The 25606-nt window shown below is 68.1% G+C and carries 31 protein-coding genes; 18 read left to right on the top strand and 13 right to left on the bottom strand.

The annotated features are described in order from the left end of the window. Positions 1-266 precede the first annotated feature (266 nt). From MKK65_RS16055 to MKK65_RS16045, 3 genes are all read left to right on the top strand, one after another. Entirely contained in the window at positions 267-761 is a 495-nt protein-coding gene (locus MKK65_RS16055; protein WP_243958852.1) for a pilus assembly protein N-terminal domain-containing protein, read from the top strand. Positions 762-885: 124 nt separating this feature from the next. Beyond that, positions 886-1533 carry an RraA family protein gene (locus tag MKK65_RS16050; RefSeq protein WP_243958850.1) on the top strand — a complete coding sequence of 216 codons (648 nt, stop codon included), beginning with the start codon at positions 886-888 and terminating at the stop codon, positions 1531-1533. 51 nt (positions 1534-1584) lie between these two features. After that, the gene (locus MKK65_RS16045; RefSeq protein WP_243958848.1) at positions 1585-2277 is read left to right on the top strand and encodes a metallophosphoesterase family protein; all 693 of its coding nucleotides are present in this window, start codon (positions 1585-1587) and stop codon (positions 2275-2277) included. A gap of 30 nt (positions 2278-2307) precedes the next feature. On the opposite strand, the gene MKK65_RS16040 is transcribed toward MKK65_RS16045, so the two are convergent. The 8 genes from MKK65_RS16040 to hemA all read right to left on the bottom strand — a co-directional run bounded on the left by MKK65_RS16040 (position 2308) and on the right by hemA (position 9332). Further along, positions 2308-2688, bottom strand: coding sequence for a DUF423 domain-containing protein (locus MKK65_RS16040; protein ID WP_243958846.1), 381 nt, complete (start codon positions 2686-2688; stop codon positions 2308-2310). Beyond that, the gene (yihA, locus tag MKK65_RS16035) at positions 2685-3338 is read right to left on the bottom strand and encodes a ribosome biogenesis GTP-binding protein YihA/YsxC (protein ID WP_058193031.1); all 654 of its coding nucleotides are present in this window, start codon (positions 3336-3338) and stop codon (positions 2685-2687) included. Before yihA ends, MKK65_RS16040 begins: the two co-directional genes overlap by 4 nt. A gap of 22 nt (positions 3339-3360) precedes the next feature. Then, a complete protein-coding gene (gene yidC / locus MKK65_RS16030) occupies positions 3361-5220 on the bottom strand; it encodes a membrane protein insertase YidC (protein WP_243958844.1) in 1860 nt (619 codons plus the stop codon). After that, entirely contained in the window at positions 5210-5821 is a 612-nt protein-coding gene (gene rnpA / locus MKK65_RS16025; RefSeq protein ID WP_243958842.1) for a ribonuclease P protein component, read from the bottom strand. The genes yidC and rnpA overlap by 11 nt, the downstream gene beginning before the upstream one ends. A gap of 138 nt (positions 5822-5959) precedes the next feature. Continuing rightward, positions 5960-6094 carry a 50S ribosomal protein L34 gene (rpmH, locus tag MKK65_RS16020; RefSeq protein ID WP_082643292.1) on the bottom strand — a complete coding sequence of 45 codons (135 nt, stop codon included), beginning with the start codon at positions 6092-6094 and terminating at the stop codon, positions 5960-5962. 169 nt (positions 6095-6263) lie between these two features. Continuing rightward, on the bottom strand, positions 6264-6809 hold the full coding sequence (locus MKK65_RS16015; protein ID WP_058193034.1) for an adenine phosphoribosyltransferase: 546 nt from the start codon (positions 6807-6809) through the stop codon (positions 6264-6266). Positions 6810-6890: 81 nt separating this feature from the next. Beyond that, positions 6891-7688, bottom strand: a complete 798-nt coding sequence (locus MKK65_RS16010) for an inositol monophosphatase family protein (RefSeq protein WP_243958840.1) — start codon at positions 7686-7688, stop codon at positions 6891-6893. A 363-nt stretch (positions 7689-8051) separates the two neighbouring features. Beyond that, positions 8052-9332: a 5-aminolevulinate synthase gene (gene hemA, locus MKK65_RS16005; protein ID WP_243958887.1), complete on the bottom strand. Its 1281-nt coding sequence runs from the start codon at positions 9330-9332 to the stop codon at positions 8052-8054. A gap of 599 nt (positions 9333-9931) precedes the next feature. Here hemA and murA point away from each other — a divergent pair. Continuing rightward, the gene (gene murA, locus MKK65_RS15995) at positions 9932-11221 is read left to right on the top strand and encodes a UDP-N-acetylglucosamine 1-carboxyvinyltransferase (protein WP_243958885.1); all 1290 of its coding nucleotides are present in this window, start codon (positions 9932-9934) and stop codon (positions 11219-11221) included. 5 nt (positions 11222-11226) lie between these two features. On the opposite strand, the gene MKK65_RS15990 is transcribed toward murA, so the two are convergent. Beyond that, complete coding sequence (locus MKK65_RS15990) at positions 11227-11652, bottom strand: hypothetical protein (RefSeq protein WP_243958837.1); 426 nt, start codon at positions 11650-11652, stop codon at positions 11227-11229. A gap of 313 nt (positions 11653-11965) precedes the next feature. Here MKK65_RS15990 and MKK65_RS15985 point away from each other — a divergent pair, with 313 nt between their 5' ends. From MKK65_RS15985 to MKK65_RS15970, 4 genes are read left to right on the top strand one after another with little or no spacing between them, the layout of a single operon-like run. After that, complete coding sequence (locus MKK65_RS15985) at positions 11966-12412, top strand: DUF2948 family protein (protein ID WP_243958835.1); 447 nt, start codon at positions 11966-11968, stop codon at positions 12410-12412. 19 nt (positions 12413-12431) lie between these two features. Next, entirely contained in the window at positions 12432-13727 is a 1296-nt protein-coding gene (gene hisD, locus MKK65_RS15980) for a histidinol dehydrogenase (protein WP_243958834.1), read from the top strand. Between the two features lie 10 nt (positions 13728-13737). Next, on the top strand, positions 13738-14220 hold the full coding sequence (locus tag MKK65_RS15975; RefSeq protein ID WP_243958831.1) for a UPF0262 family protein: 483 nt from the start codon (positions 13738-13740) through the stop codon (positions 14218-14220). A 24-nt stretch (positions 14221-14244) separates the two neighbouring features. Continuing rightward, positions 14245-14715 (top strand): low molecular weight phosphatase family protein, encoded by a 471-nt coding sequence (locus tag MKK65_RS15970; RefSeq protein ID WP_058193040.1) that lies wholly within the window; start codon positions 14245-14247, stop codon positions 14713-14715. Here MKK65_RS15970 and MKK65_RS15965 read toward each other — a convergent pair. Further along, the gene (locus tag MKK65_RS15965; protein ID WP_243958829.1) at positions 14693-15193 is read right to left on the bottom strand and encodes a DUF1203 domain-containing protein; all 501 of its coding nucleotides are present in this window, start codon (positions 15191-15193) and stop codon (positions 14693-14695) included. The genes MKK65_RS15970 and MKK65_RS15965 overlap by 23 nt on opposite strands. A gap of 234 nt (positions 15194-15427) precedes the next feature. Between MKK65_RS15965 and MKK65_RS15960 the strand changes: the two genes are divergently transcribed. Then, a complete protein-coding gene (locus MKK65_RS15960) occupies positions 15428-15871 on the top strand; it encodes a hypothetical protein (protein ID WP_243958827.1) in 444 nt (147 codons plus the stop codon). Further along, positions 15840-16196: a hypothetical protein gene (locus MKK65_RS15955; RefSeq protein WP_243958825.1), complete on the top strand. Its 357-nt coding sequence runs from the start codon at positions 15840-15842 to the stop codon at positions 16194-16196. Before MKK65_RS15960 ends, MKK65_RS15955 begins: the two co-directional genes overlap by 32 nt. Before the next feature lie 213 nt (positions 16197-16409). On the opposite strand, the gene MKK65_RS15950 is transcribed toward MKK65_RS15955, so the two are convergent. Continuing rightward, entirely contained in the window at positions 16410-17102 is a 693-nt protein-coding gene (locus tag MKK65_RS15950) for a transglutaminase-like cysteine peptidase (RefSeq protein ID WP_201025777.1), read from the bottom strand. 261 nt (positions 17103-17363) lie between these two features. Between MKK65_RS15950 and MKK65_RS15945 the strand changes: the two genes are divergently transcribed. The 5 genes from MKK65_RS15945 to MKK65_RS15925 all read left to right on the top strand — a co-directional run bounded on the left by MKK65_RS15945 (position 17364) and on the right by MKK65_RS15925 (position 23094). Further along, positions 17364-17945 (top strand): c-type cytochrome, methanol metabolism-related, encoded by a 582-nt coding sequence (locus tag MKK65_RS15945; protein WP_058193043.1) that lies wholly within the window; start codon positions 17364-17366, stop codon positions 17943-17945. 148 nt (positions 17946-18093) lie between these two features. Next, positions 18094-19311 carry an FIST signal transduction protein gene (locus tag MKK65_RS15940; RefSeq protein WP_243958823.1) on the top strand — a complete coding sequence of 406 codons (1218 nt, stop codon included), beginning with the start codon at positions 18094-18096 and terminating at the stop codon, positions 19309-19311. Further along, positions 19308-20654, top strand: coding sequence for a hybrid sensor histidine kinase/response regulator (locus MKK65_RS15935; protein ID WP_243958821.1), 1347 nt, complete (start codon positions 19308-19310; stop codon positions 20652-20654). The genes MKK65_RS15940 and MKK65_RS15935 overlap by 4 nt, the downstream gene beginning before the upstream one ends. Positions 20655-20816: 162 nt before the next feature. Then, positions 20817-22211, top strand: coding sequence for an MFS transporter (locus MKK65_RS15930; protein ID WP_243958819.1), 1395 nt, complete (start codon positions 20817-20819; stop codon positions 22209-22211). Positions 22212-22296: 85 nt separating this feature from the next. Next, positions 22297-23094: an SDR family NAD(P)-dependent oxidoreductase gene (locus tag MKK65_RS15925; protein WP_243958817.1), complete on the top strand. Its 798-nt coding sequence runs from the start codon at positions 22297-22299 to the stop codon at positions 23092-23094. 98 nt (positions 23095-23192) lie between these two features. On the opposite strand, the gene MKK65_RS15920 is transcribed toward MKK65_RS15925, so the two are convergent. Then, complete coding sequence (locus MKK65_RS15920; protein ID WP_058193048.1) at positions 23193-23552, bottom strand: SWIB/MDM2 domain-containing protein; 360 nt, start codon at positions 23550-23552, stop codon at positions 23193-23195. A 243-nt stretch (positions 23553-23795) separates the two neighbouring features. Here MKK65_RS15920 and MKK65_RS31230 point away from each other — a divergent pair, with 243 nt between their 5' ends. The 3 genes from MKK65_RS31230 (at position 23796) to MKK65_RS15910 (ending at position 24973) form a co-directional block, all read left to right on the top strand. Next, positions 23796-23918, top strand: coding sequence for a hypothetical protein (locus MKK65_RS31230; RefSeq protein WP_279596747.1), 123 nt, complete (start codon positions 23796-23798; stop codon positions 23916-23918). A gap of 49 nt (positions 23919-23967) precedes the next feature. Further along, positions 23968-24453 carry a DUF2721 domain-containing protein gene (locus tag MKK65_RS15915; RefSeq protein WP_243958815.1) on the top strand — a complete coding sequence of 162 codons (486 nt, stop codon included), beginning with the start codon at positions 23968-23970 and terminating at the stop codon, positions 24451-24453. An 85-nt stretch (positions 24454-24538) separates the two neighbouring features. After that, positions 24539-24973 carry a PRC-barrel domain-containing protein gene (locus MKK65_RS15910; protein ID WP_058193050.1) on the top strand — a complete coding sequence of 145 codons (435 nt, stop codon included), beginning with the start codon at positions 24539-24541 and terminating at the stop codon, positions 24971-24973. 58 nt (positions 24974-25031) lie between these two features. Here the strand turns inward: MKK65_RS15910 and MKK65_RS15905 are convergent, their stop codons facing one another. Next, complete coding sequence (locus tag MKK65_RS15905) at positions 25032-25433, bottom strand: hypothetical protein (RefSeq protein ID WP_058193051.1); 402 nt, start codon at positions 25431-25433, stop codon at positions 25032-25034. Positions 25434-25606 lie beyond the last annotated feature (173 nt).

Below are 25606 nucleotides of genomic sequence, written 5' to 3'. Positions count from 1 at the left end.
TGGACGTTGTGAGATGACCGACGAAGATTTCTACGTCTCGATCGGCGGCCTTTGCAGAGTGCCGGATACGCCTTGAAATTCGGTTAAATCGCGCCTCGATCAAAGTTCGGCCCCGAACCGCTCTGAGCTTAGTGAAAGATCGGTTTCACCACTGCCGAACATTGGCGCCGCTATCTCATGCTTAGCGGTTCCTTCACCGATCCCGGATTACCGTTGAGGCTTCAGGCGTCGCCACGCGCAGGCGCCAGCTGCTTCCGAGAAACCCGATGCGCCGCACCCTGTCGAATGGGGCCCGAGCCGGCCTCGTCCTCTTGTTGACGGGGACCGCGGTCGCGGCCGCCCAACCCGAGCCGCTGCCCATCGTCACCGTGCTGGTGGACAATGCCAAGGTGATCCGCCTGCCGGAGCGGACCGCAACCGTCATCGTCGGCAACCCGATCATCGCCGAGGTCACACCGCAGAAGAACGGCGTGCTGGTGCTGACGGGCAAGAGCTTCGGCTCGACCAACCTGATCGCGCTCGATACAGGCGGCAGCCTGATCGCCGAAACGATGATCCGGGTCGAGGCATCGCGGGACTCGACCATCACGGTGCAGCGCGGCCTGGATCGGGAATCACTGTCCTGCACGCCGAACTGCCAGCCGGCGGTTCAGCTCGGCGACTCGGCGAACTACTTCGGCACGACCACCGGCCAGGCCGATGCACGCCGCAAGCTCGCCACCGGCGCCGGCGCGGCAGGCCCCCAAGCCGCGGATCACTGAGCCGGGGCCGCCCCATCGACCGCCGGATCGGGACCGCGACATCGGGCTGATCCTGGGGCAGGATCCATCTCTGGCTCGAACGGACGAATCCCGCCCGGCCCGCCGTCAGGGAGGTTCCTCGCCGATGCCTGCCGTCACGCACAATCCGCCGCCGCCCGCCATCGATCCCGACGTGCTCGCCGCATTCGAGGACGTTTCTACCGCGACGATCAGCGATTGCCTCGACCGGATGCCGGTCCTGCTCGGCCTGCGCGCTTTCCACCGACGCGGCCGGCTGCTCGGCACGGCTTTCACGGTGCGGGTGCGGGCCGGCGACAACCTCGCGATCCACCAGGCCTTGGAGCAGGTCCGTCGCGGAGATGTGATCGTGGTCGATGGCGGCGGCGACACCAGCCGGGCGCTGGTCGGCGACATCATGAAGGCGATCGCCGAGAGCCGGGGCGTGGCCGGCTTCGTGATCGACGGGGCCGTGCGCGATACCGACGCCTTCGCCGCGTCGGACTTCCCCTGCTACGGCCGGGCTGCGACGCCCCGTGGACCGTTCAAGACCGGGCCCGGCGCGATCAATGTGCCGGTCAGCATCGGCGGCTGGACGGTGAACCCAGGCGACGTCGTGGTGGGCGACGCCGATGGCGTGGTGACGTTCCCGCCCGCACTCGCGTCGCGCTTGATCGAAGCCGTGCGCGCGCAGGCGGCCCGGGAGGCCGAGGTGCTGGCGCTGATCCGGGCCGGCCAATACGACGGCCGCTACGCCCGAGAGGCGAAGGGCTGAGGATCCAGCGGGACGCCTTGCGGATCGGGCGCCGCCCGTGGACGATGCCGCATGGACTCCCAGACCCTCACCTACGCCATCGGCGACATTCACGGTTGCGCCGACCTGCTCGACAGCCTGCTGGAGCGGATCGCCGTCCATGCCGGGGACCGCACCCACCGGCTGGTGTTCCTGGGCGATTATATCGACCGCGGCCCCGACAGCGCGGCGGTGCTGCGAACCCTCAGCCGCCTGCACTGGGCCGAGCCCGAGCGCGTCACCTGCCTGATGGGCAATCACGAGCGCATGCTGCTCGACGCGCTGCTGACGCCGGACGCCGCGCGGCACTGGCTCTATCATGGCGGCGAGGAGACCCTCGACTCGTTCGGCGCGCGGGATCTCGGCGGCCTGCCGCGCGACACCCTCGACTGGATCGAGGCGCTGCCGACCCTGCACGAGGACGCGGCCCGCTGGTACGTCCATGCCGGCCTTCCGCCCGGCACGGCGGCGCCGGATTCGGATGTGCACGACCGGCTGTGGATCCGTGAACCGTTCCTGGACGGGGATCACGATTTCGGCCGGCACGTGGTCCACGGCCACACGCCCCAGCGCGACGGCCGCCCGGAGGTCCGCCGGTTCCGGACCAACCTCGACACCGCCGCGGTCTATGGCGGCGCGCTCACCGCCGGGGTCTTCTCCGACGCGCAGGGGCCGGCGCTGGAGTTTTTACAGGTCGGACCAAGAGCTAGGGCATCGTCCCGGTAGGTGAGACGGCTTGCACAACAGGACGATGCGCTAGACGCGGCGCATTGGAACGAGAGCGCCCAGGATCCCGGCGAGCCAGCCCCCCATCAGGGCGAAACCACCGATGGGCGCGGCCATCGGGAAGAGCGGGTGCTGCAACCAGGCTCGCACCGACAGGTCGCCGCAGAACAGGATCAGGCCGAGGACGAGGAGGCCAGACGCCAGCCGCATCAGGCCCGGTCGGGCCAGGCCGGCGGCGGCGAACCCTGCAAGGGCCAGGATCGCGGGAGCGTGGAACAGGAGAAATTGCGCCGCGGTCTTGAGCGAATCCGCCCCGGGAATGTGCGCCGCCGCGGCGCTGAGCGCGACGCCGAGCAGCCCGGCGAGGCAGGCGAGCGCCACCAGCGCGCGGTCGATCCCAAAAAACCTCACGCTCCGCGCTCGACCAGAAGCTTGGCGACAGCCGCGCGCAGCTCGGGCACGCCGAGATCGTCCCGGCTGGAGGTGAGGATCACCTGCGGGAAGGCCGCCGGCCGCTTGGCCAGCCCCGCCTGGATGCCGGCGATTCGGCTCGCGACCTCGCCCTTCTTCAGGGAGTCGGCTTTGGTGAGCACCACCTGATAGCTCACCGCGGCCTTGTCGAGGCCGTCGAGCACGTCAGTGTCGATCGACTTGAAGCCGTGGCGGGCGTCGATCAGCATGAAAACCCGGGCGAGGTTGGCCCGGCCTTTCAGGTAGGCATGGATCAGGTTGGTCCAGGCCTCGACCTTGGCCTTCTCCACCGCCGCGTAACCGTAGCCCGGCATGTCGACCAGCGACAGGCGGTCACCGATCCGGAAGAAGTTGAGCTGCTGGGTCCGCCCCGGCGTGTGCGACGTGCGCGCCAGCGTGTTGCGGCCGGTGAGCGCGTTGATCAGGCTCGACTTGCCGACATTCGAGCGCCCCGCGAAGGCGATCTCCACGCCCTCCATGGGCGGAATCCGGTCGAGCACCTGGGCAGCCGCGTAGAAGTCGGCGGCGCCGGCAAACAAAAGGCGGCCGGCCTCCAGGAGGTCGGCCGCGTCGTCGTTGGTCTCGGTCACGGCTTTCCTTACCCCCCCTCGGTCAACCCTTGGTGGTGGCTGCTGCCTTGGTGCCGCCGCGCCGGAACGTGGTCCGCAGGTTGTCCCACAGTTCCACCTTTACGCCGTTGCGACGCATGATGACGTATTGCTGGATCACCGACAGGGTGTTGTTCCAGGCCCAGTAGATCACCAGGCCCGCCGGGAACGAGCCCAGCATGAAGGTGAACACGATCGGCATGAAGGTGAAGATCTGCGCCTGGACTGGGTCCGGCGGCGCGGGGTTCATCTTCATCTGCACGAACATGGTCACGCCCATGATCAGCGGCCAGACGCCGAGATGAACGAAGTCCGGCGCAGGGAACGGCAGAAGGCCGAACAGGTTCACGATGCTCGTCGGATCCGGCGCGGCGAGATCGTGGATCCAGCCGAAGAACGGCGCATGCCGCATCTCGATGGTGATGAACAGGACCTTGTAGAGCGCGAAGAAGACCGGGATCTGGATCAGTACCGGCCAGCAGCCGGCGACCGGATTGATCTTCTCCTTCTTGTACAGCTCCATCGTGGCCTGCTGCTGCTTCATGCGGTCGTCCTTGTACCGCTCCCGGATGGCGGCCATCTCGGGCTGCACGGCCTTCATCTTGGCCATCGAGACGTAGGAGCGGTTGGCGATCGGCAGGAACAGCAGCTTCAGGCAGAAGGTCACCACCAGGATCGAGACGCCGAAATTGCCAAACAAGTGGAAGAAGAAGTCCAGCGCCCGGAACATCGGCTTGGTGATGAAGAAGAACCAGCCCCAATCGATCATCAGATCGAAGTGCTTGATGCCGAGGTCCTTCTCGTAGTTGTTGATCAGGTTCACTTCCTTGGCGCCGGCGAACAGCCGCTGGGTCGTGGTCGCCGAGCCACCTGCGGCCAGGTTCACGGCGTCACCGCGGACGCTCGCCTGGTAGACGTTGGTGGCGCCGTCGGTGCGGTCGGTGAAGGCGCCGGTATAGGGCGCATCCTGGTCGGCGGGCATCACGGCCGCCGCCCAATACTTGTCGGTGATACCGACGAAGCCGCCGGTCACGCCGTTCCAGGCCTTGCCCTTGGTGCTGGCGCCGCCATAGGCGCCCTCCTTGGCGAGCTTGTCGTAGGTGAATTCCTGCAGGCCCTCGTTGCCGAGATAGCCGATCATGCCCTCGTGCAGGACGTAGTAGCCCTGGGTGTGTGGCTTACCCCAGCGGGAGACGAGGCTGTACGGGTAGAGCGTGACCGCGCCCGAGCCCTTGTTCTCGACCTCCTCGCGGACCGTGAACATGTACTTGTCGTCGACCGCGATGATGCGCTTGAAGACGAGGCCGGCGCCGTTGTCCCAGGTCAGGGTCACGGGCATGCCAGGGGAGAGGGTCTTGCCGTCGCTGGTCCAGAGGGTCTCGCTGCCGGGCAGCGGTCCGGCATTGGCACCGACCCAGCCGAACTCGGCGTAGTACGGCGTCTCGCTGCCGGCCGGGGAGAACAGCACGATCTCCGGGCTCTTCGGGTCCACCGTCTCGTGGTAGTTCTTGAGCGACACGTCGTCGACGCGGCCGCCCTTCAAGGCGATCGAGCCGCTGAGCGCCGGGGTCTCGATGCGGATGCGCGGCGAGCGGGTGAGCGCCGCCTCACGCGAGACCGGGCCGCCCTGGCCGGGAACCGTGCCGGGCACCGGGGCTGCCGGCCCGCCCTCCTTGGGCGAGGGCGACGGAACGCCGTCCGGGGTCACGCCCGGCGGTTGCTGCTGCTGTTGCGCGGCCTTGTTCTGCGCCTCGATCAGGCGTTGCTGCTCCACCCGGGGACCGGCCACGAAGTACTGCCACCCGAGCAGCACCAGCAGCGACAGGCCGATGGCCACGAACATGTTCGTCTTGTCATTGCCCATCGGGGACACCGCCGCACGCGTTCGGAGTGGCAACAGGAGCGGCGCCGGCCCTATCGGGCTGGCGCGCTTCCGTGACTTGGAGACCTCTGGCAGCGCCCCGCTTCGGATCGCAATCCGTGTCGCCGGAGACCGCAGGCTGTGCGGGATTATGGCCCGCATCGCGCTGAAGAGGTGTGGATTTGGACGGCCGGCCGCCAGACTTGCTGCCGGATTTGCCGCCGAGGCGATGGCCAGGCGGCCGCGGTGCTGCCGGGCGCGTCACCGTCGGGATGGCGCGGCGCAGATCCTCGGCCAGGGCCTCGAAGGGCGCGTTCAGGGCCGGGCGCCGGGCGATCAGCACAATATCAGCGGGTAGGCTGGCCAGCTCGCCTGGGAGATCGGACGCGACCAGGCTCACGGCCGCGCGCAGGCGCCGCCGGATGCGGTTGCGCTCGACCGCGTGGCCGACGCGCTTGGTGATGGTGAAACCGAGCCGAAGCCCCTCTGCGGCCTGCGGATCCCGCAGGCGGCCCTGGGCAGTCATGCGCTCGGTATGGAAGCGGCGGCCTTCGGCTGTCGCCAGAAAGTCAGGCCGCCTCTTCAGCCGCTCGATCGTCGCCATCGATAGTTCGATCCCGGCCGATCTCATTGTGTGTGCCGCATGACGCGTTCGGAAAACCGGGTTCCACGTTTCCGCATCATGCTCACGCCTCGCAGGGCGGCTGCCTGAGCAGGGCCGCGCCGGCGAGGATCTGCCGGATCAGGCCGACAGCTTCTTGCGGCCGTGGGCGCGACGGCGCGCGATCACCTTGCGACCACCGGCGGTGGCCATGCGCGCACGGAAACCGTGGCGACGCTTACGGACGAGCCTGCTCGGCTGATAAGTTCTCTTCATGGCACAGAGCCTTCAAAGGTCGTGGCGCGCTCGCGGGCGGCTGATGCCGCACCCGACCTTCACGCGTCCTGGTTGTCTGCAAACACGAAGGGCGCCCAGGCGGGGCGCCACGTCGCGAGTGGCGGGCTTATGGCGGATGGGTCCCGCGAAGTCAACATTTCGCGGCCCCTCAATGACCCTCGAACTGCATCAACGCGCGGACCTCGACGCCCATGTCGCGCAGGCGCTGCGCCCCGCCGATCTCCGGCAGGTCGATGACGAAGCAGGCCGCCACGATCTCGGCGCCGATCTTCTGAAGCAGGTTGACCGCGGCGGTGGCGGTGCCGCCCGTGGCGATCAGGTCGTCGACCAGCAGGACCTTGTCGCCGGGCTTCACGGCGTCGACGTGGATCTCGATCTCGTCGGTGCCGTATTCGAGCGCGTAGGCCATCGAGACGGTCGTGTGGGGCAGCTTGCCCTTCTTGCGGATCGGCACGAACCCGCAGGACAGCTGGTGCGCGATCGCCCCGCCCAGGATGAAGCCCCGCGCCTCGATGCCGGCCACCTGATCGATTCGCCCCCCGGCATAGGGATGGACCAGCGCATCCACCGCCCGCCGGAAGGCGCGCGGGTCGCTGAGCAGCGTGGTGATATCGCGGAAGATGATGCCGGGCTTCGGGTAGTCGGGAATCGAGCGGATCGATTCCTTCAGCGCGACGTGGCGGCGGGCTTCCATGGGTTCGGGCCTTCCGTGGGGGACGGCGCGCTTAAAGCAGAAGCCCCGTCCCCTGACCAGTTTCGAAGCGCTTGGAGCGACTCAGGCCGCCTGGACCTTCTTGAGGAGGGCGAGCAGCTCCCGGTGCAGCACCTCGTTGCCCGAGGCCACCGAGCGGGCGGCCAGCGGCTCGGCCGCACCGTCTGCCGACGTAACGTAGCCGCCGGCCTCGCGCACCAGGATCACGCCCGCGGCGAAATCGTAGGTCTGGAGATCGCGTTCCCAGTAGCCGTCGAGGCGCCCGCAGGCGACATAGGCTAGATCGAGGGCCGCCGAGCCCATCCGCCGCGTGCCGCCGGCCACCGCCATCACGGCGCCGAGCTCGCGCAGCAGGCGCGGATGGCTGCCGCGGCCGAGATAGGGCGTGCCGTAGCCCATGAGCGCGTCGGCCATGTCCTGTCGGCCGGAAACCCGCAGGCGACGGTTGTTGAGATAGGCGCCCTTGCCGCGCTCGGCGACGAACAGCTCATCCTTGATCGGGTCGAAGATGACGCCGGCCACGATCTGGCCCTCGCGCTCGAGCCCGACCGAAATCGCGAAATGCGGCACGCCGTGCAGGAAATTCGAGGTGCCGTCGAGCGGGTCGACGTGCCAGGTGTGGCTCTTGTCGGTCCCCTCGATGATCCCGTTCTCCTCCAGCACCAGGCTGTAGCCGGGGCGCGCCTTCATGAGGGCGTCACGCAGGGTCTCCTCGGCCTTCCGGTCCGCTGCGGAGACGAAATCGCCCGGGCCCTTCCGCGAGACCTGGAGGTTCTCGACCTCGCCGAAATCACGGCGCAGGCCGCGGGCAGCCTTGCGCACGGCATCGACCATCACGGTCATGAGCGGGGAGGAGATCATTGGTCCGGGACTTTTCGGGGATGGAGGTTGGCGCCGTGGTTACAGGTCGGCACCGGAAAAGACGAGCCTGCCGGGGGGATGGCGGGGATTGGAGATCCTGGAACGCCCCCTTGCGCAGAAGGCCGATCGAAAACCACACCCGTCATCCCTTCCTCCTTTACGAGGGGAAGGTGAGCCAGCCGTCAGGCCAAGTCCGAAGAAAGAAGCCAGGGTTTAGATCAAGGGGTGGAGCAGCCGTGCGGACGGCAGCATAAAGCCGCGCCGCCGCTTCTCTATCCCGACCCGCTTGGCGGGCCGCCCTGCCTCACAGAGGAGGCCAGGAGAGGCGCGTGGTTCCAACCGCAGAGGGCGACCGCGAAACCCCTATTCCGCCGCCTCGACGAACACCGTGCCGGCCCGCGGCAGGTCCAGGGTCTCCCAGGTCTCCGCCAGGGCAGCGGAGAGGCGGGCGATATGAGCCGCGTCGTGGAACGGCGAGGGCGTGATCCGCAGGCGCTCGGTACCACGCGGAACTGTCGGGTAGTTGATCGGCTGGATGTAGATGGCGTGGCGCTCGAGCAGGTGGTCAGCCGCGGCTTTGCACAGCTCCGCGTCGCCGACCATCACGGGAACGATGTGGGTCTCGGTTTCCAGCACCGGCAGGCCGGCCTCGGTGAGCGCCGCCTTGGTGGCAGCGGCCTGGGCTTGGTGCGCCTCGCGCTCGGCGTTCGAGCGCTTCAGGTAGCGCACCGAGGCCCGGGCGGCCGCGGCCACCGCCGGCGGCAGGGCGGTCGTGAAGATGAAGCCCGGGGCGAAGCTGCGCACCGCGTCGCAGATCGCCGCCGAGGCGGTGATGTAGCCCCCAACGCAGCCGAACCCCTTGGCGAGGGTGCCCTCGATCACGTCGACCCGATGCATCACGCCGTCGCGCTCGGCGATGCCGCCGCCGCGTGGGCCGTAGAGGCCGACCGCATGGACCTCGTCGAGATAGGTCATGGCCCCGTAGGCGTCGGCGAGGTCACAGATCTTGCCGATCGGCGCGACGTCGCCATCCATCGAGTAGACAGACTCGAACACGATCAGCTTCGGCCGGTCGCCGGCCGCGCGGAGCAGTTCCTCCAGGTGCTGGAGGTCGTTGTGACGAAAGATCTTCTTGTCACAGCCGGAATGGCGGACGCCCTCGATCATCGAGTTGTGGTTGAAGGCGTCGGACAGGATCAGACAATTCGGGATCAGCTTGGCGATCGTCGAGATGCCGGCCTGGTTCGAGACGTAGCCCGAGGTGAAGACAAGCCCGGCCTCCTTGCCGTGCAGGTCGGCGAGTTCGCGCTCCAGATCGACCAGCGGCGAGTTGTTGCCGGCGATGTTGCGTGTGCCACCCGCTCCGACGCCGCAGCGCGCGGCAGTGTCGGTCATCGCGGACACCACTTCCTTGTGCTGGCCCATGCCGAGATAATCGTTGGAGCACCACACGGTGATCTCGGTGGTCTTGCCGTCGGGCTTACGCCACTTGGCGGTGGGGAACCGGCCGGAGATGCGCTCGATATCGGCGAAGACGCGGTAGCGGCGCTCGCCATGAAGCTGGTCCAGGGCGCCCCGGAAGTACCGCTCATAGCCAGATCCGGCGCGCGTCGAGCCCGCTTGGGCGAGCACCGTGCTGGGCATCCGGGTGACGGTCATCGAGCGTCCTTCGCGTGTTCGGCCGTGCGGGCGGTACCATCGCGGCACCCAAGTCCCGCGATCGAGGTACGGCCTCGGTCCAGTCCTTCGCGTGAGAGGCGCAAGATACGCGCGGATCTGGAACTGGTTCAAGGTAAGGTTCCGACATCTCTGCCCTGCGCCCGTTGAGAGGCGGCGACGAACTCGCTAGCCTCGTGGACGCTGCCAACCCATCCGAACACGGCGCGAGATCCTTGAGCACCTGCCTGTCTTCCTGCCGAATGGCCTGCCCTGACGCCGAGGGGGACATCTCAAGCCTGCGGCGACGAAGGGTCGCGCGATGAGCGAGAGCAAAGACGTGCGTGCCGAGCGCCTGAAGGTGGCGCTCCGGGAGAATCTGCGCCGTCGCAAGGCGCAAGGCCGCGGACGTGCGGAGACCGGATCGGCGCCGGAGGCGAACGGATCGGATCCGCATGCACCTGATTCCCGCGGTCCAGATTCCGACAAATCCGGTCTATAGGAGACGGCCAAGCCTGGGCGCCGCGGCGTCCACCAGGAGAACGGCCGGCCGCGCGCCAGGGAGGTGCGCCGCCTGAGGACATATGATGGACCGCATTCACATCACCGGCGGCGCGCCCCTCAACGGCGTGATCCCGATCTCGGGCGCCAAGAACGCGGCGCTGCCGCTGATGATCGCGAGCCTGCTCACCGGCGAGACGCTGGAGCTGATCAACGTCCCCCGGCTGGCCGACATCTCCGCCCTGACCCGGATCCTCGGCAATCACGGTGTCGACCACATGGTCGTCGGCAAGCGCCCCGGGCAGACCACCGAGACCGGCCAGACGATCCGGCTGACCGCCTCGAACGTCATCGACACCACCGCCCCCTACGACTTGGTCTCGACCATGCGGGCGAGCTTCTGGGTGGTGGCGCCGCTCCTCGCCCGGTTCGGCAAGGCCAAGGTCTCGCTGCCGGGCGGCTGCGCCATCGGGACCCGGCCGGTGGACCTACTGATCATGGCCTTGGAGCGGCTCGGGGCCGAGATCGAGATCGACGCCGGCTACGTGGTCGCCAAGACCAAGAACGGCCTGCGCGGGGCCGAAATCAATTTCCCCAAGGTCACAGTCGGTGGCACGCATGTCGCCCTGATGGCGGCGGCGCTCGCCTACGGTACCACGGTGATCGAGAACGCCGCCCGGGAGCCCGAGGTGGTCGACCTCGCCGAATGCCTGAATAAGATGGGCGCCAAGATTCGTGGCGCCGGCACGCCCCGGATCGAGATCGAGGGCGTCGCCCGGCTGAACGGTGCGCGCCACGAGGTCCTTCCCGACCGGATCGAGACCGGCACCTATGCCATGGCGGTGGCCATGACCGGCGGTGACGTGATCCTCAAGGACACTCGGGCCGAGTTGCTGCATTCGGCGCTCGACGTTCTGTCGACTACGGGCGTCGAGATCAGTCAGGTCGAGGGCGGCATTCGCGTGCGCCGCAACGGTGCCGGCATCGCGGCGGTGGACGTGACCACCGACCCGTTCCCGGGCTTCCCGACCGACCTTCAAGCGCAGTTCATGGCGCTGATGACGCTCGCCAAGGGCCAGTCGCATATCCGCGAGACGATCTTCGAGAACCGGTTCATGCACGTGCAGGAGTTGGCCCGTCTCGGCGCGAAGATCCGGCTCGAGGGTGACCTTGCCATCGTCGAGGGCGTCGAGCGGCTCAAGGGCGCCCCCGTGATGGCGACCGACCTGCGCGCCTCGGTCTCCCTGGTGATCGCCGGCCTCGCCGCCGAGGGCGAGACCCAGATCAACCGGGTCTACCACCTCGACCGCGGCTTCGAGGCGCTGGAAGCGAAGCTCGGCCGCTGCGGCGCGCAGATCGAGCGGGTGCGGGCCTAGAGGCCTCAGCCGCCGATCTGCCCGCGCTTATAGCCGAAGCCCGGTACTCCGCAGCCGTAGGGCGCGTTGTATGCGGCGGGAGGCGTCGGGCAATCGCCCCGGGCGGTGACGCACAGGCTGCCGCTGCGCCAGCGCCGGTCGAAGCGGGGCCGATCGTCATCGTCGTCCAGGGGCGGCGGAGGCGGCCGCCGACGCGGGCGGTCGTAATCGTCATAGGGCGGGGGCGGAGGCCGGCGGGGCCAATCGTCGTCCGGCGGCGGCGGTGGGGGCGGCGGTCGGCGCCGACGGTCGTACTCGTAGCGGTCCGGCCCGGGGCGGCCATAGATGTAGACGTCTGCGTCCGGGCCGACCTGCGCGCGCACAGGAGCGACAATCAGGGGCGCCAGGGTCAGAGCGGCCAAAGCCGCCAGCGGGATCCGTTTCACCATCATCGTCCTGCCTCGAATCGTCACCTCGGTCGTCCGGCCGGCCTTTCTGATGACGCGCGGTCGGTCTTGGGCTGTTCTCGATCGCGCGGTAGCGACAGGGAGCGGCTCGAGGCCTTGTTTGCGCGCGCTGGCTTGCGCCGGCCCGGTGCCCACTCCGGCGGCGTATGCACGGGCGCCGGCCGGATGAACCGCCGCTGAAGACCGCCATCCCGGCCCCGGCCGTTGCCCGAGCGGGGTCTGGCCGCTACCTACGGCTTGCTGCGAGGCAGCCGCCGTCCCGCTTCGCCCGCGCCCAGCTATCCCCGAGGATCCTTTCATGGAGCTGCTCAAGCTCGCCGCCCTCGATACCGAAGACCTGACCGTGATCTCCGCGCATCTCCAGGATGCGATCCTGCGTCCGGAGGATTTGACCTACCTGGCGGGTGAGCAGCGCTTCCTGATGGTCGTTCGGCGCTTCGACTGGACGCCGGACGTCCCGCCGCGTCGGCGGCTGGCAGGTGTGCACTTCGAGCGCGTCCTGCGCGTGAAGACCCGCGACCTGGCGCCGGGCGACGCGATGCCGATGAGCCTGCTCGCCCTCACCTTCGAGGCGACCGACGCGCCGTCCGGCCATATCGACATGGTCTTCTCCGGCGGCGGCGCGGTGCGCCTGGAGGTCGAGTGCATCGAGGTCCGGATGAAGGATCTCGGCCCGGTCTGGGAGGCGGTCGCCCGCCCGGGCCACGAAATCGACGTGACGACCGCGCCCGGCCCGGCGGCCTGAGACAGACGAAAGACATCCGATGGTCCGGCTCGACAGCCAAGCTCCGAACTTCGCCGCCGATTTCGCGCGACTGCTCACCGCGAAACGCGAGATCGCCGAGGACGTGGACGAGGCGGTCCGCGGCATCATCGCCGACGTCGTCGCCCGGGGCGACGCGGCTCTGGTCGAGTTCACCCGCCGCTTCGACCGGCTCGGCGCGGATTTTTCCGCCGACGCCCTGCGGATCACCGAGGCGGAGATCGACGCGGCCGTAGCGGCCTGCCCGGCGGAAGCCCTGGAGGCCCTGCGCCTCGCTGCCGAGCGGATCGAGGCGTTTCACGCTCAGCAGAAGCCCCACGACCACCGGGCAACTGACGCTCTCGGCGTCACCGCCGGCTGGCGCTGGACGGCCCTGGAATCGGTCGGCCTCTACGTGCCCGGCGGCACAGCAAGCTACCCCTCCTCCGTCCTGATGAACGCGGTGCCGGCCCGGGTGGCGGGGGTGCCGCGGATCGTCATGGTGGTGCCGACGCCAGACAACACCCTCAACCCCCTCGTGCTCGCGGCCGCCCGCCTCTCCGGGGTCCACGAGGTCTACCGGGTCGGGGGCGCCCAGGCGGTGGCGGCGCTGGCCTACGGGACCGCCAGCATCGCGCCGGTCGCCAAGATCGTCGGCCCGGGCAACGCCTGGGTGGCAGCGGCCAAGCGGCGGGTGTTCGGCCAGGTCGGCATCGACATGATCGCCGGCCCCTCCGAGGTGCTGATCCTGGCTGACGGCCACGCCAACCCGGACTGGATCGCCGCCGATCTCCTCGCTCAGGCCGAGCACGACACCGCCGCTCAATCGGTGCTGATCACCGACAGCGCCGAGCTGGCGGAGGCGGCGGAAGCCGCCGTCGAGCGCGCACTGACCACCCTGCCCCGGGCCAAGATCGCCCGGGCGAGCTGGCGCGATTACGGCGCGATCATCCGGGTGCGGGATTTCGACGAGGCGGTGCCGCTGGTCGACCGGCTCGCCCCCGAGCATCTCGAGATCGAGACGCAGGACGCCGAGGCGCTCGCGGCCCGGATCCGCAATGCCGGCGCGATCTTCTTAGGGTCGCACACGCCCGAGGCGATCGGCGACTATGTCGGCGGCCCGAACCATGTCCTGCCCACCGCCCGCTCGGCGCGGTTCTCCTCCGGCCTCGGCGTCCTGGATTTCATGAAGCGGACGACGATCCTCGCCTGCACCCCGGAGAGCTTGCGGGCGCTTGGCCCGGCGGCGATAACGCTCGGCCGGTCGGAGGGTCTGGAGGGTCACGCCCGCTCCGTCGCGATCCGGTTGAACCTGTGAGGTCTTGGGGATGGCCGAAAAGCAACGCGGGCCGAACCGCCTCGCGAAGGTGAGCCTGGACGAGGCGTCCATCGCCCGTGGCAATCCGGATCAGGAACACGAGCGGGCGATCGCGCTGTTCGACATCCTGGAGGACAATTGCTTCACCATCCCGGGCCGGGAGGGGCCCTATGCGCTCATGCTGGGCCTCGTAGAGAACAAGCTGTCCTTCGCGATCAGCACCGTGGAGGGCGAGCCGGTGATGACGCACCTCCTGTCGCTGACGCCGTTCCGGCGGGTGATCCGTGACTACGAAATGATCTGCGAGAGCTACTACAACGCGATCCGCACCGCCTCGCCGTCGCAGATCGAGGCGATCGACATGGGCCGGCGCGGCCTGCACAACGAAGCCTCCGACACGCTCAAGCAGCGCCTCGACGGCAAGGTCGACCTCGACCACGACACGGCGCGCCGCCTGTTCACCCTGATCTTTGCCCTGCACTGGAAAGGCTAGGGCGCCTACCGGCCCCGAGCGGCGATGGCTGAGCCTTTCCCCGAGACCACCCCGAAGAAGCGGCGGGTGCAGTCGGTCCTGTTCATGTGCAACTTCAACGCCGTGCGCTCGGCCGCGGCCGAGGCGATCGCGCGGGCCTATTTCGGCAGGTCGACCTACGTGCAATCAGCTGGCGTTCGCTCGGGCGAGCCCACCGACCCGTTCATGGTCGCGGCGCTCGACGAAATTGGCATCGATGCGACCCGGCACCGACCCCGCACCATCGAGGAGTTGGAGGACTGGGAGGGCCTGAATTTCGATCTGATCATCACGCTCTCGCCGGAGGCCCACCACCGGGCCCTCGACCTCACCCACACGCTCGCAGCCGATGTCGAATACTGGCCGACACCGGACCCGACGCTGCTGCAGGACGCCTCCCGCGAGCAGCGCCTGGATGCCTACCGGGACGTGCGCGACGGGCTCACCAAGCGAATCAAGGCGCGGCTGAAGACGTAGCGGTCATACGCTCCACGCGCGACAGTAGGCAGCCCGGCCGCGCGGTGTGGACATTGACGAAGGCGGTACGTGGATCGTCGAGGGCGCGCAGCAGCGCCGTATCGACCTCCGCGCCGGGGCAGACATGGCCGAGATCGTAGAGGCACAGATCCTCCGCATCGTAGGCCCGCACCGACACAAGACTGTTGGCGCGAATGATCGGGGCGACGACGTTTAGCGCGTCGAAGCTGGGGCAGGGCTGCGCATGCAAAAAAACTGGGCTCGGGGTCCAGTAGATGCCGCGCGGACGCCCGAGATTGTAGGATCCGAGCAGCATCGGCTCCCCCGGTTCGGCGCAGCACAGGCAGCGGCGGCAGGGAAATCCGCCCGTCCCGGTCGCCGTGATCCGCCGGAGTGGATTGTCGAAATCGTCGCGGCCGCTTTGGCGGAAACGCTCCACGACAACGTCGGCGATCGGAACGCAGCGATATCGTGTCATACGGCTCCCCCCTGTCGCAGGCATCCTGCCGCCCCGGCCAAGGGAAAACGTCCCGTTCCTTGCTGTCGATTCTCCTTCGTTGGCGCCGCGGAGAAGGTCACCGCCGACCGCAGCGCTCCAAACACTTCACCCCTTGATGTAACGACTGCCTAACGATAGGCGCCCTGCAAGGTTTAGCGCGTGGCATTCCCTGTTGTACATGCCGCATCAACCACTTTCATTCGGGAAATTCCGATGCTCAATTTACGATTGTTTACAATAATTACTGCGGCCCTAGCCTTTTATTGCGCCCCCGCAGCTGCGCAGTGGAGCCCCGTCGGCGGCCTGTTGAATGTTGCCGTCACCCACGACTGCTCGCAAACCTCAGGAAACATCGCATCTGCCAAGACCGAGGGCCTGTTCCTGTGCCGAGCCCGAGCGGATCTGGTCGATTCGCAGGTCAAGGATGCCAGCCATTTTTACGTCGTTCACGAATACGGTCTTCTGGCGATCCGAACGACATCGGATCGATTGGCGGATTGCTGGGCGGCGCACCAGCTCGCCGATGCCCCCAATGGACGCTACTATCTCAAGCAATGGATCACGCACTGGACGAATTACGGTGTAACTCGCCCGAGTTACGGCACGCCCGCGCAGAGGATCGCCAATGTTCGGTCGTGCTGCGCGTGCGGAATATGAGGCGTCAGATTCCTCTCGAACCCTGATCGCCCAGTCCGGTTACGCCCTTGGCTTACCCACGGCTGCCGACCAGCCAGGCTCGGATGCGGCCGGCGAGAAGCGGGCGGGCGCGGGCAATATCGTCATCGTCGAGGAGCGGAGAACCTGCCAGGGCCGCGAGATAGGCCTCCTCGACGCTTCTGCAGGCTCGGAAGGCGGCATCAGCGGCAAGATCGGGAGCGGTGAGCACGGCCTGAATCCGGAAAGTGCGACTGAGGCAGTCGCGCCAGCGCTCGTGGTGCATCTCGGCTTCGCTGCCCGCATGCGCCGGTGTTGCGACGAGTAGCGTCGCTGCGACTAGCGAGAGGGATGCGAGGGAAGCAGGGGGCATGGATCGGGCACTCGGTCCAGGGACTGGGTGACACCGACAGGGTTAGCGAAGCGTTAAGGCCCGCCTTGGAATGCATCCGGGATTACCCGGGGCAAAGACGCGGCCGTGATCTTCTTGGTCCGGGCGTACTGGCCTGCTCGATTGCAGAAACTGGCAGGGCTGGCGCGATCAGCGGTTGGCAGTGGTGACCGGCGACGTGACGCCGCCGAGCGACACCCAGGCCGTCATGTCCTGGCTCTCGCGCTTGATGAACACGTAGCCGGTCTTGTGCCACGGCACGATCGCGTTCGTCTTGTTGTCGAGGACCATGTCACCGCGATCGGTGATCAGGGTCAGGACCGCGTGGCCCTCGCCCTTCTCGTCGATCACCACGGTCATGCGCATCGCCCGCCGGGGCAGGCCGGCCTCGGCCAGCAGATGGCGCTTGAGCAGCTGGAAATCCTCGCAATCGCCGATGCCGTCCTCGGCCAGATCCCAGCGGTCGGCGACATGGAGATGCTCCATGTCGGTCTTCGGCTCGACCGACTTGTTCACCCGGCGGTTCACTGAGACGATCGTCGCCCAGATTGCCGGCGTCAGGCTGATGCGGGCCGGCTCGCTCCGGTCCACCACGCATTCCGCAGCGTAGGATTGGCAGAACGTCACCCAGGCCGCGATCGGCCGCGCCGCCCCTTGGGGCTCGGCTCCGAACTGGGGAGACGGCAGGCTCGCGAAGGTCTGCGCCTGCACCGCACCGGCCCCGAGCCCGGCGAGGGACAGAGCCGCCCAGGCAAAGCCGGCCAGGACGCGACGGCGGCGGGAAACCCGACGCGGCGCGGAGTTGGCGACCGAACCCTGCACCTTGGAAGCCGCGAACCGCATCGCCGTGACCCAACCGTTAAGCTCTCGTTAACGAAAGCTCTCACGCCGGGGGGCCGGCGGCAATCAGCGGATTAACAAAAGGTTAATGCTGTGCGCAACGCGGATGACGGAGGAATATCCCGGCCTGTGGCGCCGATGCCGCCCAGTACCCCCGTTCCACGCGAAAACGTGAAGATTTCCAACGGTCTTGGGAAGCGATGTTCGCCGTTGAACACCGCCGCCACCCAAAACCAACACCCGTGGGCGGCTGGAGGAACGCTCATGCCGTGCACAACAGATGTGTTCGCGGGAATCGCCCGCGCGGGACTCGTGATTGGAATCCTGGCGGCCGGTCCGGCTTCAGCCGCGAACCCGGCCCCGTCGTCAGCCCCGCAAACGAGCCCCGCCAATCTCAAGAGCGACGGCCCGACCCAGCCGGCCAAGGTGCAGGACGGTCAATACACCGACGCGAACGGCGACCCGACCTATCACGTCACCGACGGCGGCAAGAAGGTCGATTGGTACACCATGTCCGGGTATCTGCGGTACAACGCCAACTGCATCGTCTGTCACGGCCCGGATGGCATGGGTTCGACCTATGCGCCCTCCCTGGTCGATGCGCTCAAGGGCATGGATTACGCCCATTTCGCCGGCATCATCACCGGCGGCAAGAAGGACGTGAACGCCTCGCAGGAGCTGGTCATGCCGGCCTTCGGGGATAACCGGAACGTCATGTGCTACATGCCGGACATCTACACCTACCTACGCGCCCGCTCGGACGGCGCGGTCGGGCGCAACCGGCCAGCCGAGCACGAGCCGAAACCCGCCGCCTTCACGAAGGCGGAGGATGCCTGCATGAAGTGAGGCCCGGCATCGTTCTGCGTGTCCGAGCGCATCGCCGCGGGCGGTGCGACGCCCCGTTGCGCCGCTCGGTTGCGCACGACATACTCTCGGCAAGACTCTGAAGAGCGAGTGCAAAACTCGTCGAGGGGGAGGCGCCAGGGGGTGAAACGTGGCTCGAGGGACGGGAGGACGCCGCAATCTGTGCGGCATCTGGACGGCCTGGACGGAGGCGGCTTCGGCTTCCGACGCGGTCTCCGACATCGCGCGGGCGATCGGCGCCCCGCCCCTGTCCCAGATCGTCGCGTTCTTCTCGGCCAACTATGATCCCGAGATCCTGGCCGGCACCCTGGCGACACAATTCCCCGGCGTTCCGGTCGCCGGCTGCTCGATGTCGGGAGGCATCGCCCCAGCGGGCGGCCTCGATCGCGGCCTCGTGGTCATCGCCTTCCCGGCCGAGCGCTTCCGCATCGTGTCGACGGTGCTCGACGCCATCGACCATCTCGATGTCGAGCGGACCGCCACGGCCGTGCGGGCCCTGCGTCGAACCCTCGATCCAATCGATCCGTGCCGCGAGACCGATGCGCCTTCTGCTGGCCGCCGCTTCGCACTGTCGCTGATCGACGGTCTCGCCAACGCGGAGGAGACCGTCGTCTCAGCCATCGCCTGGGCCCTCGACGGCATCCCGATCGTCGGCGGCTCAGCAGGTGACGACCTGCGCTTTCGGGACGCGGTGCTGCTCCACGGCGGCCGGATCCACCGCAAGGCGGCGGTGCTGGTTCTGGTCGAGACCGATTTTCCGTTCGAGATCTTCAAGAGCGACAATTTCGAGCCGACGCAAACCAAGTTCGTGGTCACCGCCTCGGACAGCGAGCGCCGCACCGTGCACGAGCTGAACGCCGAGCCGGCGGCGCGGGAATACGCCATGGCGATCGGGCTCGACCCCGAGGGCCTATCGCCGATGAGCTTCGCCGCCTCCCCGCTCGCTGTGAAGGTTGGCGGCGAGTATTTTTGCCGCTCGATCCGCCGCATGAATGAGGACGGGTCGCTCAGCTTCTTCTGCGCCATCGACGAGGGTGTGGTGCTGACCCTGGCCGAGCCGCGCGACATCGTCGCCTCCACCCGGGACGAGCTGGCGCGCCTCGACACGATGGTAGGCGGCGTCGACCTCATCATCGGGTTCGAATGCGTCCTGCGCCGGCTCGATGCCGAGAGCCGGCAGGTGGGCCATGGGATCGCCGATCTGTATCGCCGCTACAACGTCGTCGGCTTCGAGACCTTCGGCGAGCAATACAGGGCCATGCACCTCAACCAGACCTTCACGGGCATCGCCATCGGTAAGGGGCCGCCCGTCGGGCCGGGGTCCGGCGACGTGCCGGTCGCGTCATGACCCTGCACCCGAGCGGGCTCGAGACCGACGAATCCCTGCGTCGGCGGATCGAGAAGCTGGAGCGGATCAACGCGGCACTGATGTCCCATGTCGAGCGCAGCATGGACCAGCGCGGCAGCGCCTACTCCCTGTTCCAGACCGCGATCATGCTGGAGGGCCGCGTCCGCACCCGAACCGAGGAGCTGACCGGGCTGATGCACCGCCTGGAGCGCTCCAACGAAGCCCTGGCGGCGGCCAAGGAGGAGGCCGAGACCGCCAATCGCTCCAAGACCCGTTTCCTGGCGGCGGCGAGCCACGACCTGCTGCAGCCGGTCAACGCCGCCCGCCTGTCGATCTCGGCGCTGGACGACCTGCCGCTGCCCACTGAGGCGCGCGCCATCGCGGGTCAGGTGGAGCGCGGCCTGCAGACGATCGAGGATCTGATCAAGACCCTGCTGGACATCTCCAAGCTCGATGCCGGTATTGTCCGGCCGCAGCTCCAGCCGGTTTTCCTGCCCAACCTGCTGGCGGAGCTGGCGGAGAGCTTCAAGCCGTTCGCCGAGCGCAAAGGCCTCAGGCTGGCGGTCCGGTGCCCGGATCTCACGGTCACCAGTGACGTGATGCTGCTTCAGCGCATCATTCAGAACCTGGTCTCGAACGCCATTCGATACACGACGACCGGCGGCATCGTGCTGGCGGCACGCCGCCGCGCTGATGGGATCCGGATCGACGTCACGGATACCGGCTGCGGCATCGCCGCCGACGAGCGCGATCTCGTTTTCGAAGAGTTTTTCCGGGGCGGCGCCCGGACCGGCACCGCGGAGGAGCCGGGCCTCGGCCTTGGCCTATCGATCGTCCGCCGCATGGCTCAGGCCCTTAACCATCCCCTCACCCTGGCATCCCGGCCCGGCCACGGCACCCGGGTCACCCTGGGCCTACCGCTGAGCCAGGTCCCGGCCGCCACGGCGCCCCCTGCCCCGGTGGCGACCCGACTCTCGGGCGCCCATGTCCTCGTGGTCGAGAACGACGCGTCCACGGCCGACGCGATGGCCCGCCTGCTGCAGAATTGGGATGCCCGGGTCTCGACCTTTCGCGATCTCGCCGGTGTACAGACGGCGATGGAAGCCGGGGCCGTCCCGCCCGATATCCTGCTGCTCGACTACCATCTTGACGACGGCGCCTGTGGCCTCGATGTGGCGGCCTATCTCCGCGGACGATCTGCGCGCCCGCTCCCCGCGATCGTCACCACCGCCGACCATTCCGGAGCGATCGAGGCGCGGGTGGCGGAGGCCGGCGCCGAATTAGTCCACAAGCCGATCAAGCCGGCGCAGCTGCGCTCGCTCCTGACCTACATGCTCGCCTGACGAACAATCCCGTCCGCGCCGTGACATAGGACACGCCGCAGCCCTCGACGCTGTGCCGCGCCTGCGCAAGAGGAAGCCGGCATCCGCGGTGCGTCCCACGCCCGGATCGTCCCACGCAATCGACGTCGCCGGCCCTCCGGGACGCCGCAGGAGCGCGCGAGCATGGCGCAGGTCCCGGCCGGTACAGGCGCCCCCGTCCAGCATGACGGCCTCCCGCCGCGGGAGCGCGTCCTGGCGATGGCGGCGATCGGGCTGGCCATGACCATGGCGGTCCTCGACGGGGCCATCGTCAACGTGGCGCTGCCCGTCATGGCGAAGGACCTCGCGGTCAAGCCGGCCGACGCGATCTTCGTGGTCAATGCCTACCAGATCGCCGTGACGGCGAGCCTGCTGCCCTTCGCGTCGCTGGGCGACATCTTCGGCTTCCGGCGGGTCTACCTGCCCGGGCTCGTGGTGTTCGTGGCCGCTTCGCTGGCCTGCGCTGTGGCGCCGAGCCTGTCCTTGCTGATCGTCGGACGCATCGTCCAGGGGCTCGGCGCCGCGGCGATCATGAGCGTCAATATCGGCTTCGTCCGGTTCATCTATCCGCACCGCATGATCGGCCAGGGCGTCGCCAACGTGGCCCTCGTCGTGGCGGTGGCCTCGGCGGCGGGGCCGACGGTGGCGGCCGCGATCCTGTCGGTGGCGACGTGGCCGTGGCTGTTCCTGGTCAACATCCCGGTGGGACTCTTGGCCCTGGCGGTAGCGACACACACCCTGCCGGTGACGCCGGCGAGCGGGCGGCGCTTCGACTGGGTGAGCGCCGTGCTCAACGCGCTGACCTTCGGCCTGCTGATCATCGGCATCGACGGGCTGGGCGACCCGGAGGGCCAACCGGTCGCCGTCGCTGAACTCATCGGCGCCGTGGTGATCGGCACCGTGTTCGTGCGACGCCAGATCCGGCTACCCGCTCCGCTGCTGCCGGTGGACCTGCTGCGGATCCCCGCCTTCGCCCTATCGATGGCGACCTCGGTGGCCTCGTTCTGCGCCCAGATGGTGTCCTACGTCGCGCTGCCCTTCTATTTCCAGGATGTTCTGCACCTCTCCAGCACCCAGACCGGCTTCCTGCTCACACCCTGGCCGATCGCGGTGGCTGCCATGGCCCCGATCTCGGGGCGCCTGGCCGACCGCTACCCGCCGGGCCTCCTTGGCGGCATCGGCCTTGCCATGTTGGCCGCCGGCCTCGTCTGCGTGACGCTGTTGCCCGAGGCGCCCGCCACCCTCGACATCGTCTGGCGGCTGACCCTGTGCGGCCTCGGATTCGGCCTGTTCCAGTCGCCCAACAACAAGGTGATCGTCACCTCGGCGCCGCGGGAGCGCGCAGGGGGCGCGAGCGGGATGCAATCGACGGCCCGCCTCACAGGCCAATCGCTCGGCGCCGCCCTCGTGGCGGTGATTTTCGGACTGACCCACGGGCTTGGGCCTGAGCATGCCGTGACCCTGTCGCTCTCCTGCGCGGTGGCCCTCGCCGCGATCGGCGGCTGCGCCAGCGTCCTGCGGCGGGGTAAGGGCGGTTAGGCAGGGCGGGCATGCCACCGACCGGCATGGCACGCGTTGGACCGAGATCCGCATTCGCTCGTTCCACGCCCCGGAGCCCCCGCCCATGGACCTCGACCTCACCGGCAAGAAGGCCCTCGTCACCGGCTCGACCGGCGGCATCGGCTACGCCATCGCCAAGGAACTCTGCGCTCTCGGCGCCGAGGTCGGCATCAACGGCCGCACCGCCGAACGGGTCGAGGCGGCGCTAACCAAGCTGCGCGGCGAGACCGAAGCCGGACGAGTCTTTGCGGCGCCGGGTGACGTAGCGACCGCGGAAGGGGTCGACGCCCTCACCCGGGCGCTGCCGACGGTCGACATCCTCGTGAACAACACCGGAATCTTCGAGCCGAAACCGTTCTTCGAAATCCCGGACGCGGATTGGCAGCGCTTCTACGAGGTGAACGTGATGAGCGGCGTCCGCCTGTCCCGCGCCTATACGCCGGCCATGGCCGAGCGCGGCTGGGGCCGCGTGATCTTCATCTCCAGCGAGTCCGGCCTCAACACGCCGACCGAGATGGTCCATTACGGGATGACAAAGACCGCACAGCTCGCGATCTCCCGCGGCCTAGCCCAGACGGTCGCCGGCACCGGCGTGACGGTCAACAGCGTGCTGCCCGGGCCGACCCTGTCGGAGGGCGTCGCGGAGTTCATGAAGCAAATGGCCGGAGGGGCGGCCGATGCCGACCTCGACGCGATGGGCCGGGCTTTCGTGGCCGAGCATCGCCCGTCGTCGCTGATCAAGCGTCTGGCGACGGTGGAGGAGGTCGCGAACCTCGTCGCCTATCTCTGCAGCCCGGCAGCGAGCGCCACGACGGGCGCTGCGCTGCGGGTGGATGGCGGTGTTCTTCAAGGTCTCGCATAGACCGCCTCGGGTAAGACGGTCACCAGATCGGGGCGACCGGGCCCCGTTTGATCGCGAGCCACCGGTCCGGCTCTCGTGCCGGACACGGTTCTAGCTGATCAAGACTTCAAGTGCGCCGCGAGATGCTTGTTCATCTCGAACATGGAGCACTTGTCCTTGCCAAAGACCTTCTTGAGCTTGTCGTCGGCCAAAATCTCGCGCTTGTTCTCGGGATTCTGCAGGTTGTGCTTCTTGATGTAGTCCCACACCTTGCTGACCACCTCGCCGCGGGGCAGCGGATTGGTGCCAACGATCGCGCCGAGATCGGCGGAGGGCTTCAGCGGCTGCTGCAGGGCATTCGGCTTGGCACCGGCGGCGGGCTTGGCGGTCTTCGCGGGCGCGGCCTTGGCGGCCTTGGGCTCGTCAGCCTTCGTGGTCTTGGCCGCCTTCGGCGCAGCCTTCTCGGTCTTCGTGGCCATAAACTTCCTCCGGTTCTCGGGCCGCAGGCCGGGGCATGAGCGCCCCACGGCCGAGCCAGCATAGCAGCAACTAAGCGGTGCTGCCGCCGTTCCAAGGGGAAATCGCCTTCACGGGGGCCTCATCCACAGGGCAGGCGCGGAAATCCACACCGGAACCGGCCGATTTGCACCGCGACGAAGAACAATTCGGCGGATTTGCCCGCTCGAAACCTGCTCTTAACGCCTGGGTCCAACAGTACAGTCATGTTTACCCCGGCTCTCGCGCTCGCGCTGTTGCTCGCCACCGGGCTCGTGCTCGGTCTTGGTCTCGGTATCCAGGCCGAACCGGCTGAGCCCGGCCTGAAAACCGGCCGCCAGCTGGTCTGAGTGCGGTCGGGATTGCGGCGCAGAGCCGCCCGGCCCATCTGCTGGGACCATGATCGATCCCATCACACCGACCACTTTGGACAGTACCGCCCACGTTGTTCAGGTAGCGCTGAGCCCGGTCTTTCTCCTGTCGGGCGTTGCGACGCTGCTCAACGTGTTCGGCGCCCGGCTCGCCCGGGTCTCGGATCAGGCCGAGCGGGTCTCGACGCTGCTGGCCGGCGCCGGCGAGGCCGAGCGGATCATTCTGGGCCAACGCCTCGACCGGCTGCACACGCGCTCGCTGGCGCTCGACGCAGCCGTGTTCCTGGCCGCGCTCGGGGGCGTGGCAACCTGTAGCTCGGTGCTGACGCTGTTTGTCGGAGCCCTGCGCGACAGTACGGTGGCGAGCCTCCTGTTCGGCTTGTTCGGGGCCGCGATCCTATGCACGCTCTGCGCGCTCATCGCCTTTGGCTTCGAGATGCTGCTGGCCAGTCGGTCGGTCCGGGATCGCATCAACCAGCGCCGGGCCAATGCCGGAATGCTCGTGGATCTCTGACACCGCGGAACCCAGGTCCGCCCGGACGTTTAGTCAGCAGGGTCGGAGGGACGTCTGGCCTGGTTTGCGTAACCCGGGAGTCACCATGCCGACGGATCTGCCCACCGAGCGTCCCGTAAGGAAGACGGGTTCCCTGGAGCTCGATCCCACCGGCGAGGGGATCGCCATCGAAGAGACGGCCCGCCTGATCGCCTCGAACAAGGTCGAGGGTACGGCTGTCTACGATCGCGAGGGGAAGCACCTCGGAGCCGTCCACAACTTCATGGTCGACAAGGTCACCGGACAGGTCGCCTATGCGGTCCTGGCCTTCGGGGGGTTCCTGGGGCTCGGCGAGGACCATCACCCGTTGCCCTGGAAAGCGCTGACCTACAGCACCGAACTCGGCGGCTACGTGGTCGATATCGATCCCGGTAATCTCGCCGGCGCCCCGAGCCACGGCCCGGGTGAAGACGCCTTTGCCGATCCAAACTATCGCGGGACGATCGAAGATTATTACGGGGTGCGCGCGCCGACGATATGAGGCGGCCGCGTCGTGAGCATTTCTCCTCTCCCGTTCCACGGTGAGAGGAATAGACCCCTTAGAACTTCCCGCCGAGGCCGACGCTGCCACCGGGCGAGAGCATCGGTCCCATCGAGTTGCTACCGCCGCCGCTGGACGCGTTGCCGCCCTCGATATCCTCGCGCCGAATCCGGCGCTCGCCGGCACTGGCCGACTGCGTCGCGCCGCCTGCGCTCCTGGGGATCGCGAGTTGCTTCGTCGGTGCGGTCTGGAGCGGCTGGCCGTCGGCATCGACCGCGGCGTTGCGAGCCTCGCGGTTGGGCAGGGAGCCGCGCAGTGACGGCGGCAGGCCGACGTCCGTTTCCGGCATCACGCCGCCACCGCCACCCAGCGCCTGACAGCCGGCCACCAGGCCGACGAGGGCGGCACCGAGCGCGAGGCCACGCGCAGCAGCGCATCCCGACGAGGTGAGGGTCGACATCGTGTGGTCCTCGCAAGTGGCCGCGGTGGTCTCCGCAGCTCGCAGGGGTTTATCGTCGGCTGTCTACGCTGGGGTTGCGGCGAAAACCAGACACATGCGCGACAGCGTCGGGCGCGGGCGCCCCCACCACAGCGGCGTGGAACTTGCGGACTGCCTGCGACGATCCATAACTT

The sequence above is a fragment of the Methylobacterium sp. J-001 genome (genome assembly GCF_022829565.1).
Taxonomy (GTDB): domain Bacteria; phylum Pseudomonadota; class Alphaproteobacteria; order Rhizobiales; family Beijerinckiaceae; genus Methylobacterium.
Note: the sequence above shows the minus strand (reverse complement) of the source record. Positions and strands in the feature narration are given on the sequence as shown.

Bases quoted from the DNA above. Each gene is read 5' to 3' on its own strand.
- MKK65_RS15950 (WP_201025777.1), bottom strand. From the start codon at position 17,102: ATGCGGTTCGCGGCTTCCAAGGTGCAGGGTTCGGTCGCCAACTCCGCG.
- MKK65_RS15930 (WP_243958819.1), top strand. From the start codon at position 20,817: ATGGCGCAGGTCCCGGCCGGTACAGGCGCCCCCGTCCAGCATGACGGC.
- MKK65_RS15965 (WP_243958829.1), bottom strand. From the start codon at position 15,193: ATGACACGATATCGCTGCGTTCCGATCGCCGACGTTGTCGTGGAGCGT.
- MKK65_RS15920 (WP_058193048.1), bottom strand. From the start codon at position 23,552: ATGGCCACGAAGACCGAGAAGGCTGCGCCGAAGGCGGCCAAGACCACG.
- MKK65_RS15915 (WP_243958815.1), top strand. From the start codon at position 23,968: ATGATCGATCCCATCACACCGACCACTTTGGACAGTACCGCCCACGTT.
- MKK65_RS16015 (WP_058193034.1), bottom strand. From the start codon at position 6,809: ATGGAAGCCCGCCGCCACGTCGCGCTGAAGGAATCGATCCGCTCGATT.
- MKK65_RS16055 (WP_243958852.1), top strand. From the start codon at position 267: ATGCGCCGCACCCTGTCGAATGGGGCCCGAGCCGGCCTCGTCCTCTTG.
- MKK65_RS15990 (WP_243958837.1), bottom strand. From the start codon at position 11,652: ATGATGGTGAAACGGATCCCGCTGGCGGCTTTGGCCGCTCTGACCCTG.
- MKK65_RS16045 (WP_243958848.1), top strand. From the start codon at position 1,585: ATGGACTCCCAGACCCTCACCTACGCCATCGGCGACATTCACGGTTGC.
- hemA (WP_243958887.1), bottom strand. From the start codon at position 9,332: ATGCCCAGCACGGTGCTCGCCCAAGCGGGCTCGACGCGCGCCGGATCT.
- MKK65_RS16050 (WP_243958850.1), top strand. From the start codon at position 886: ATGCCTGCCGTCACGCACAATCCGCCGCCGCCCGCCATCGATCCCGAC.
- MKK65_RS15935 (WP_243958821.1), top strand. From the start codon at position 19,308: ATGACCCTGCACCCGAGCGGGCTCGAGACCGACGAATCCCTGCGTCGG.
- MKK65_RS15945 (WP_058193043.1), top strand. From the start codon at position 17,364: ATGCCGTGCACAACAGATGTGTTCGCGGGAATCGCCCGCGCGGGACTC.
- MKK65_RS15905 (WP_058193051.1), bottom strand. From the start codon at position 25,433: ATGTCGACCCTCACCTCGTCGGGATGCGCTGCTGCGCGTGGCCTCGCG.
- MKK65_RS15975 (WP_243958831.1), top strand. From the start codon at position 13,738: ATGGCCGAAAAGCAACGCGGGCCGAACCGCCTCGCGAAGGTGAGCCTG.
- MKK65_RS16010 (WP_243958840.1), bottom strand. From the start codon at position 7,688: ATGATCTCCTCCCCGCTCATGACCGTGATGGTCGATGCCGTGCGCAAG.
- rpmH (WP_082643292.1), bottom strand. From the start codon at position 6,094: ATGAAGAGAACTTATCAGCCGAGCAGGCTCGTCCGTAAGCGTCGCCAC.
- murA (WP_243958885.1), top strand. From the start codon at position 9,932: ATGGACCGCATTCACATCACCGGCGGCGCGCCCCTCAACGGCGTGATC.
- rnpA (WP_243958842.1), bottom strand. From the start codon at position 5,821: ATGGCGACGATCGAGCGGCTGAAGAGGCGGCCTGACTTTCTGGCGACA.
- MKK65_RS15910 (WP_058193050.1), top strand. From the start codon at position 24,539: ATGCCGACGGATCTGCCCACCGAGCGTCCCGTAAGGAAGACGGGTTCC.
- MKK65_RS15985 (WP_243958835.1), top strand. From the start codon at position 11,966: ATGGAGCTGCTCAAGCTCGCCGCCCTCGATACCGAAGACCTGACCGTG.
- MKK65_RS15955 (WP_243958825.1), top strand. From the start codon at position 15,840: ATGTTCGGTCGTGCTGCGCGTGCGGAATATGAGGCGTCAGATTCCTCT.
- MKK65_RS31230 (WP_279596747.1), top strand. From the start codon at position 23,796: ATGTTTACCCCGGCTCTCGCGCTCGCGCTGTTGCTCGCCACCGGGCTC.
- MKK65_RS15970 (WP_058193040.1), top strand. From the start codon at position 14,245: ATGGCTGAGCCTTTCCCCGAGACCACCCCGAAGAAGCGGCGGGTGCAG.
- yidC (WP_243958844.1), bottom strand. From the start codon at position 5,220: ATGGGCAATGACAAGACGAACATGTTCGTGGCCATCGGCCTGTCGCTG.
- MKK65_RS15960 (WP_243958827.1), top strand. From the start codon at position 15,428: ATGCTCAATTTACGATTGTTTACAATAATTACTGCGGCCCTAGCCTTT.
- hisD (WP_243958834.1), top strand. From the start codon at position 12,432: ATGGTCCGGCTCGACAGCCAAGCTCCGAACTTCGCCGCCGATTTCGCG.
- MKK65_RS15925 (WP_243958817.1), top strand. From the start codon at position 22,297: ATGGACCTCGACCTCACCGGCAAGAAGGCCCTCGTCACCGGCTCGACC.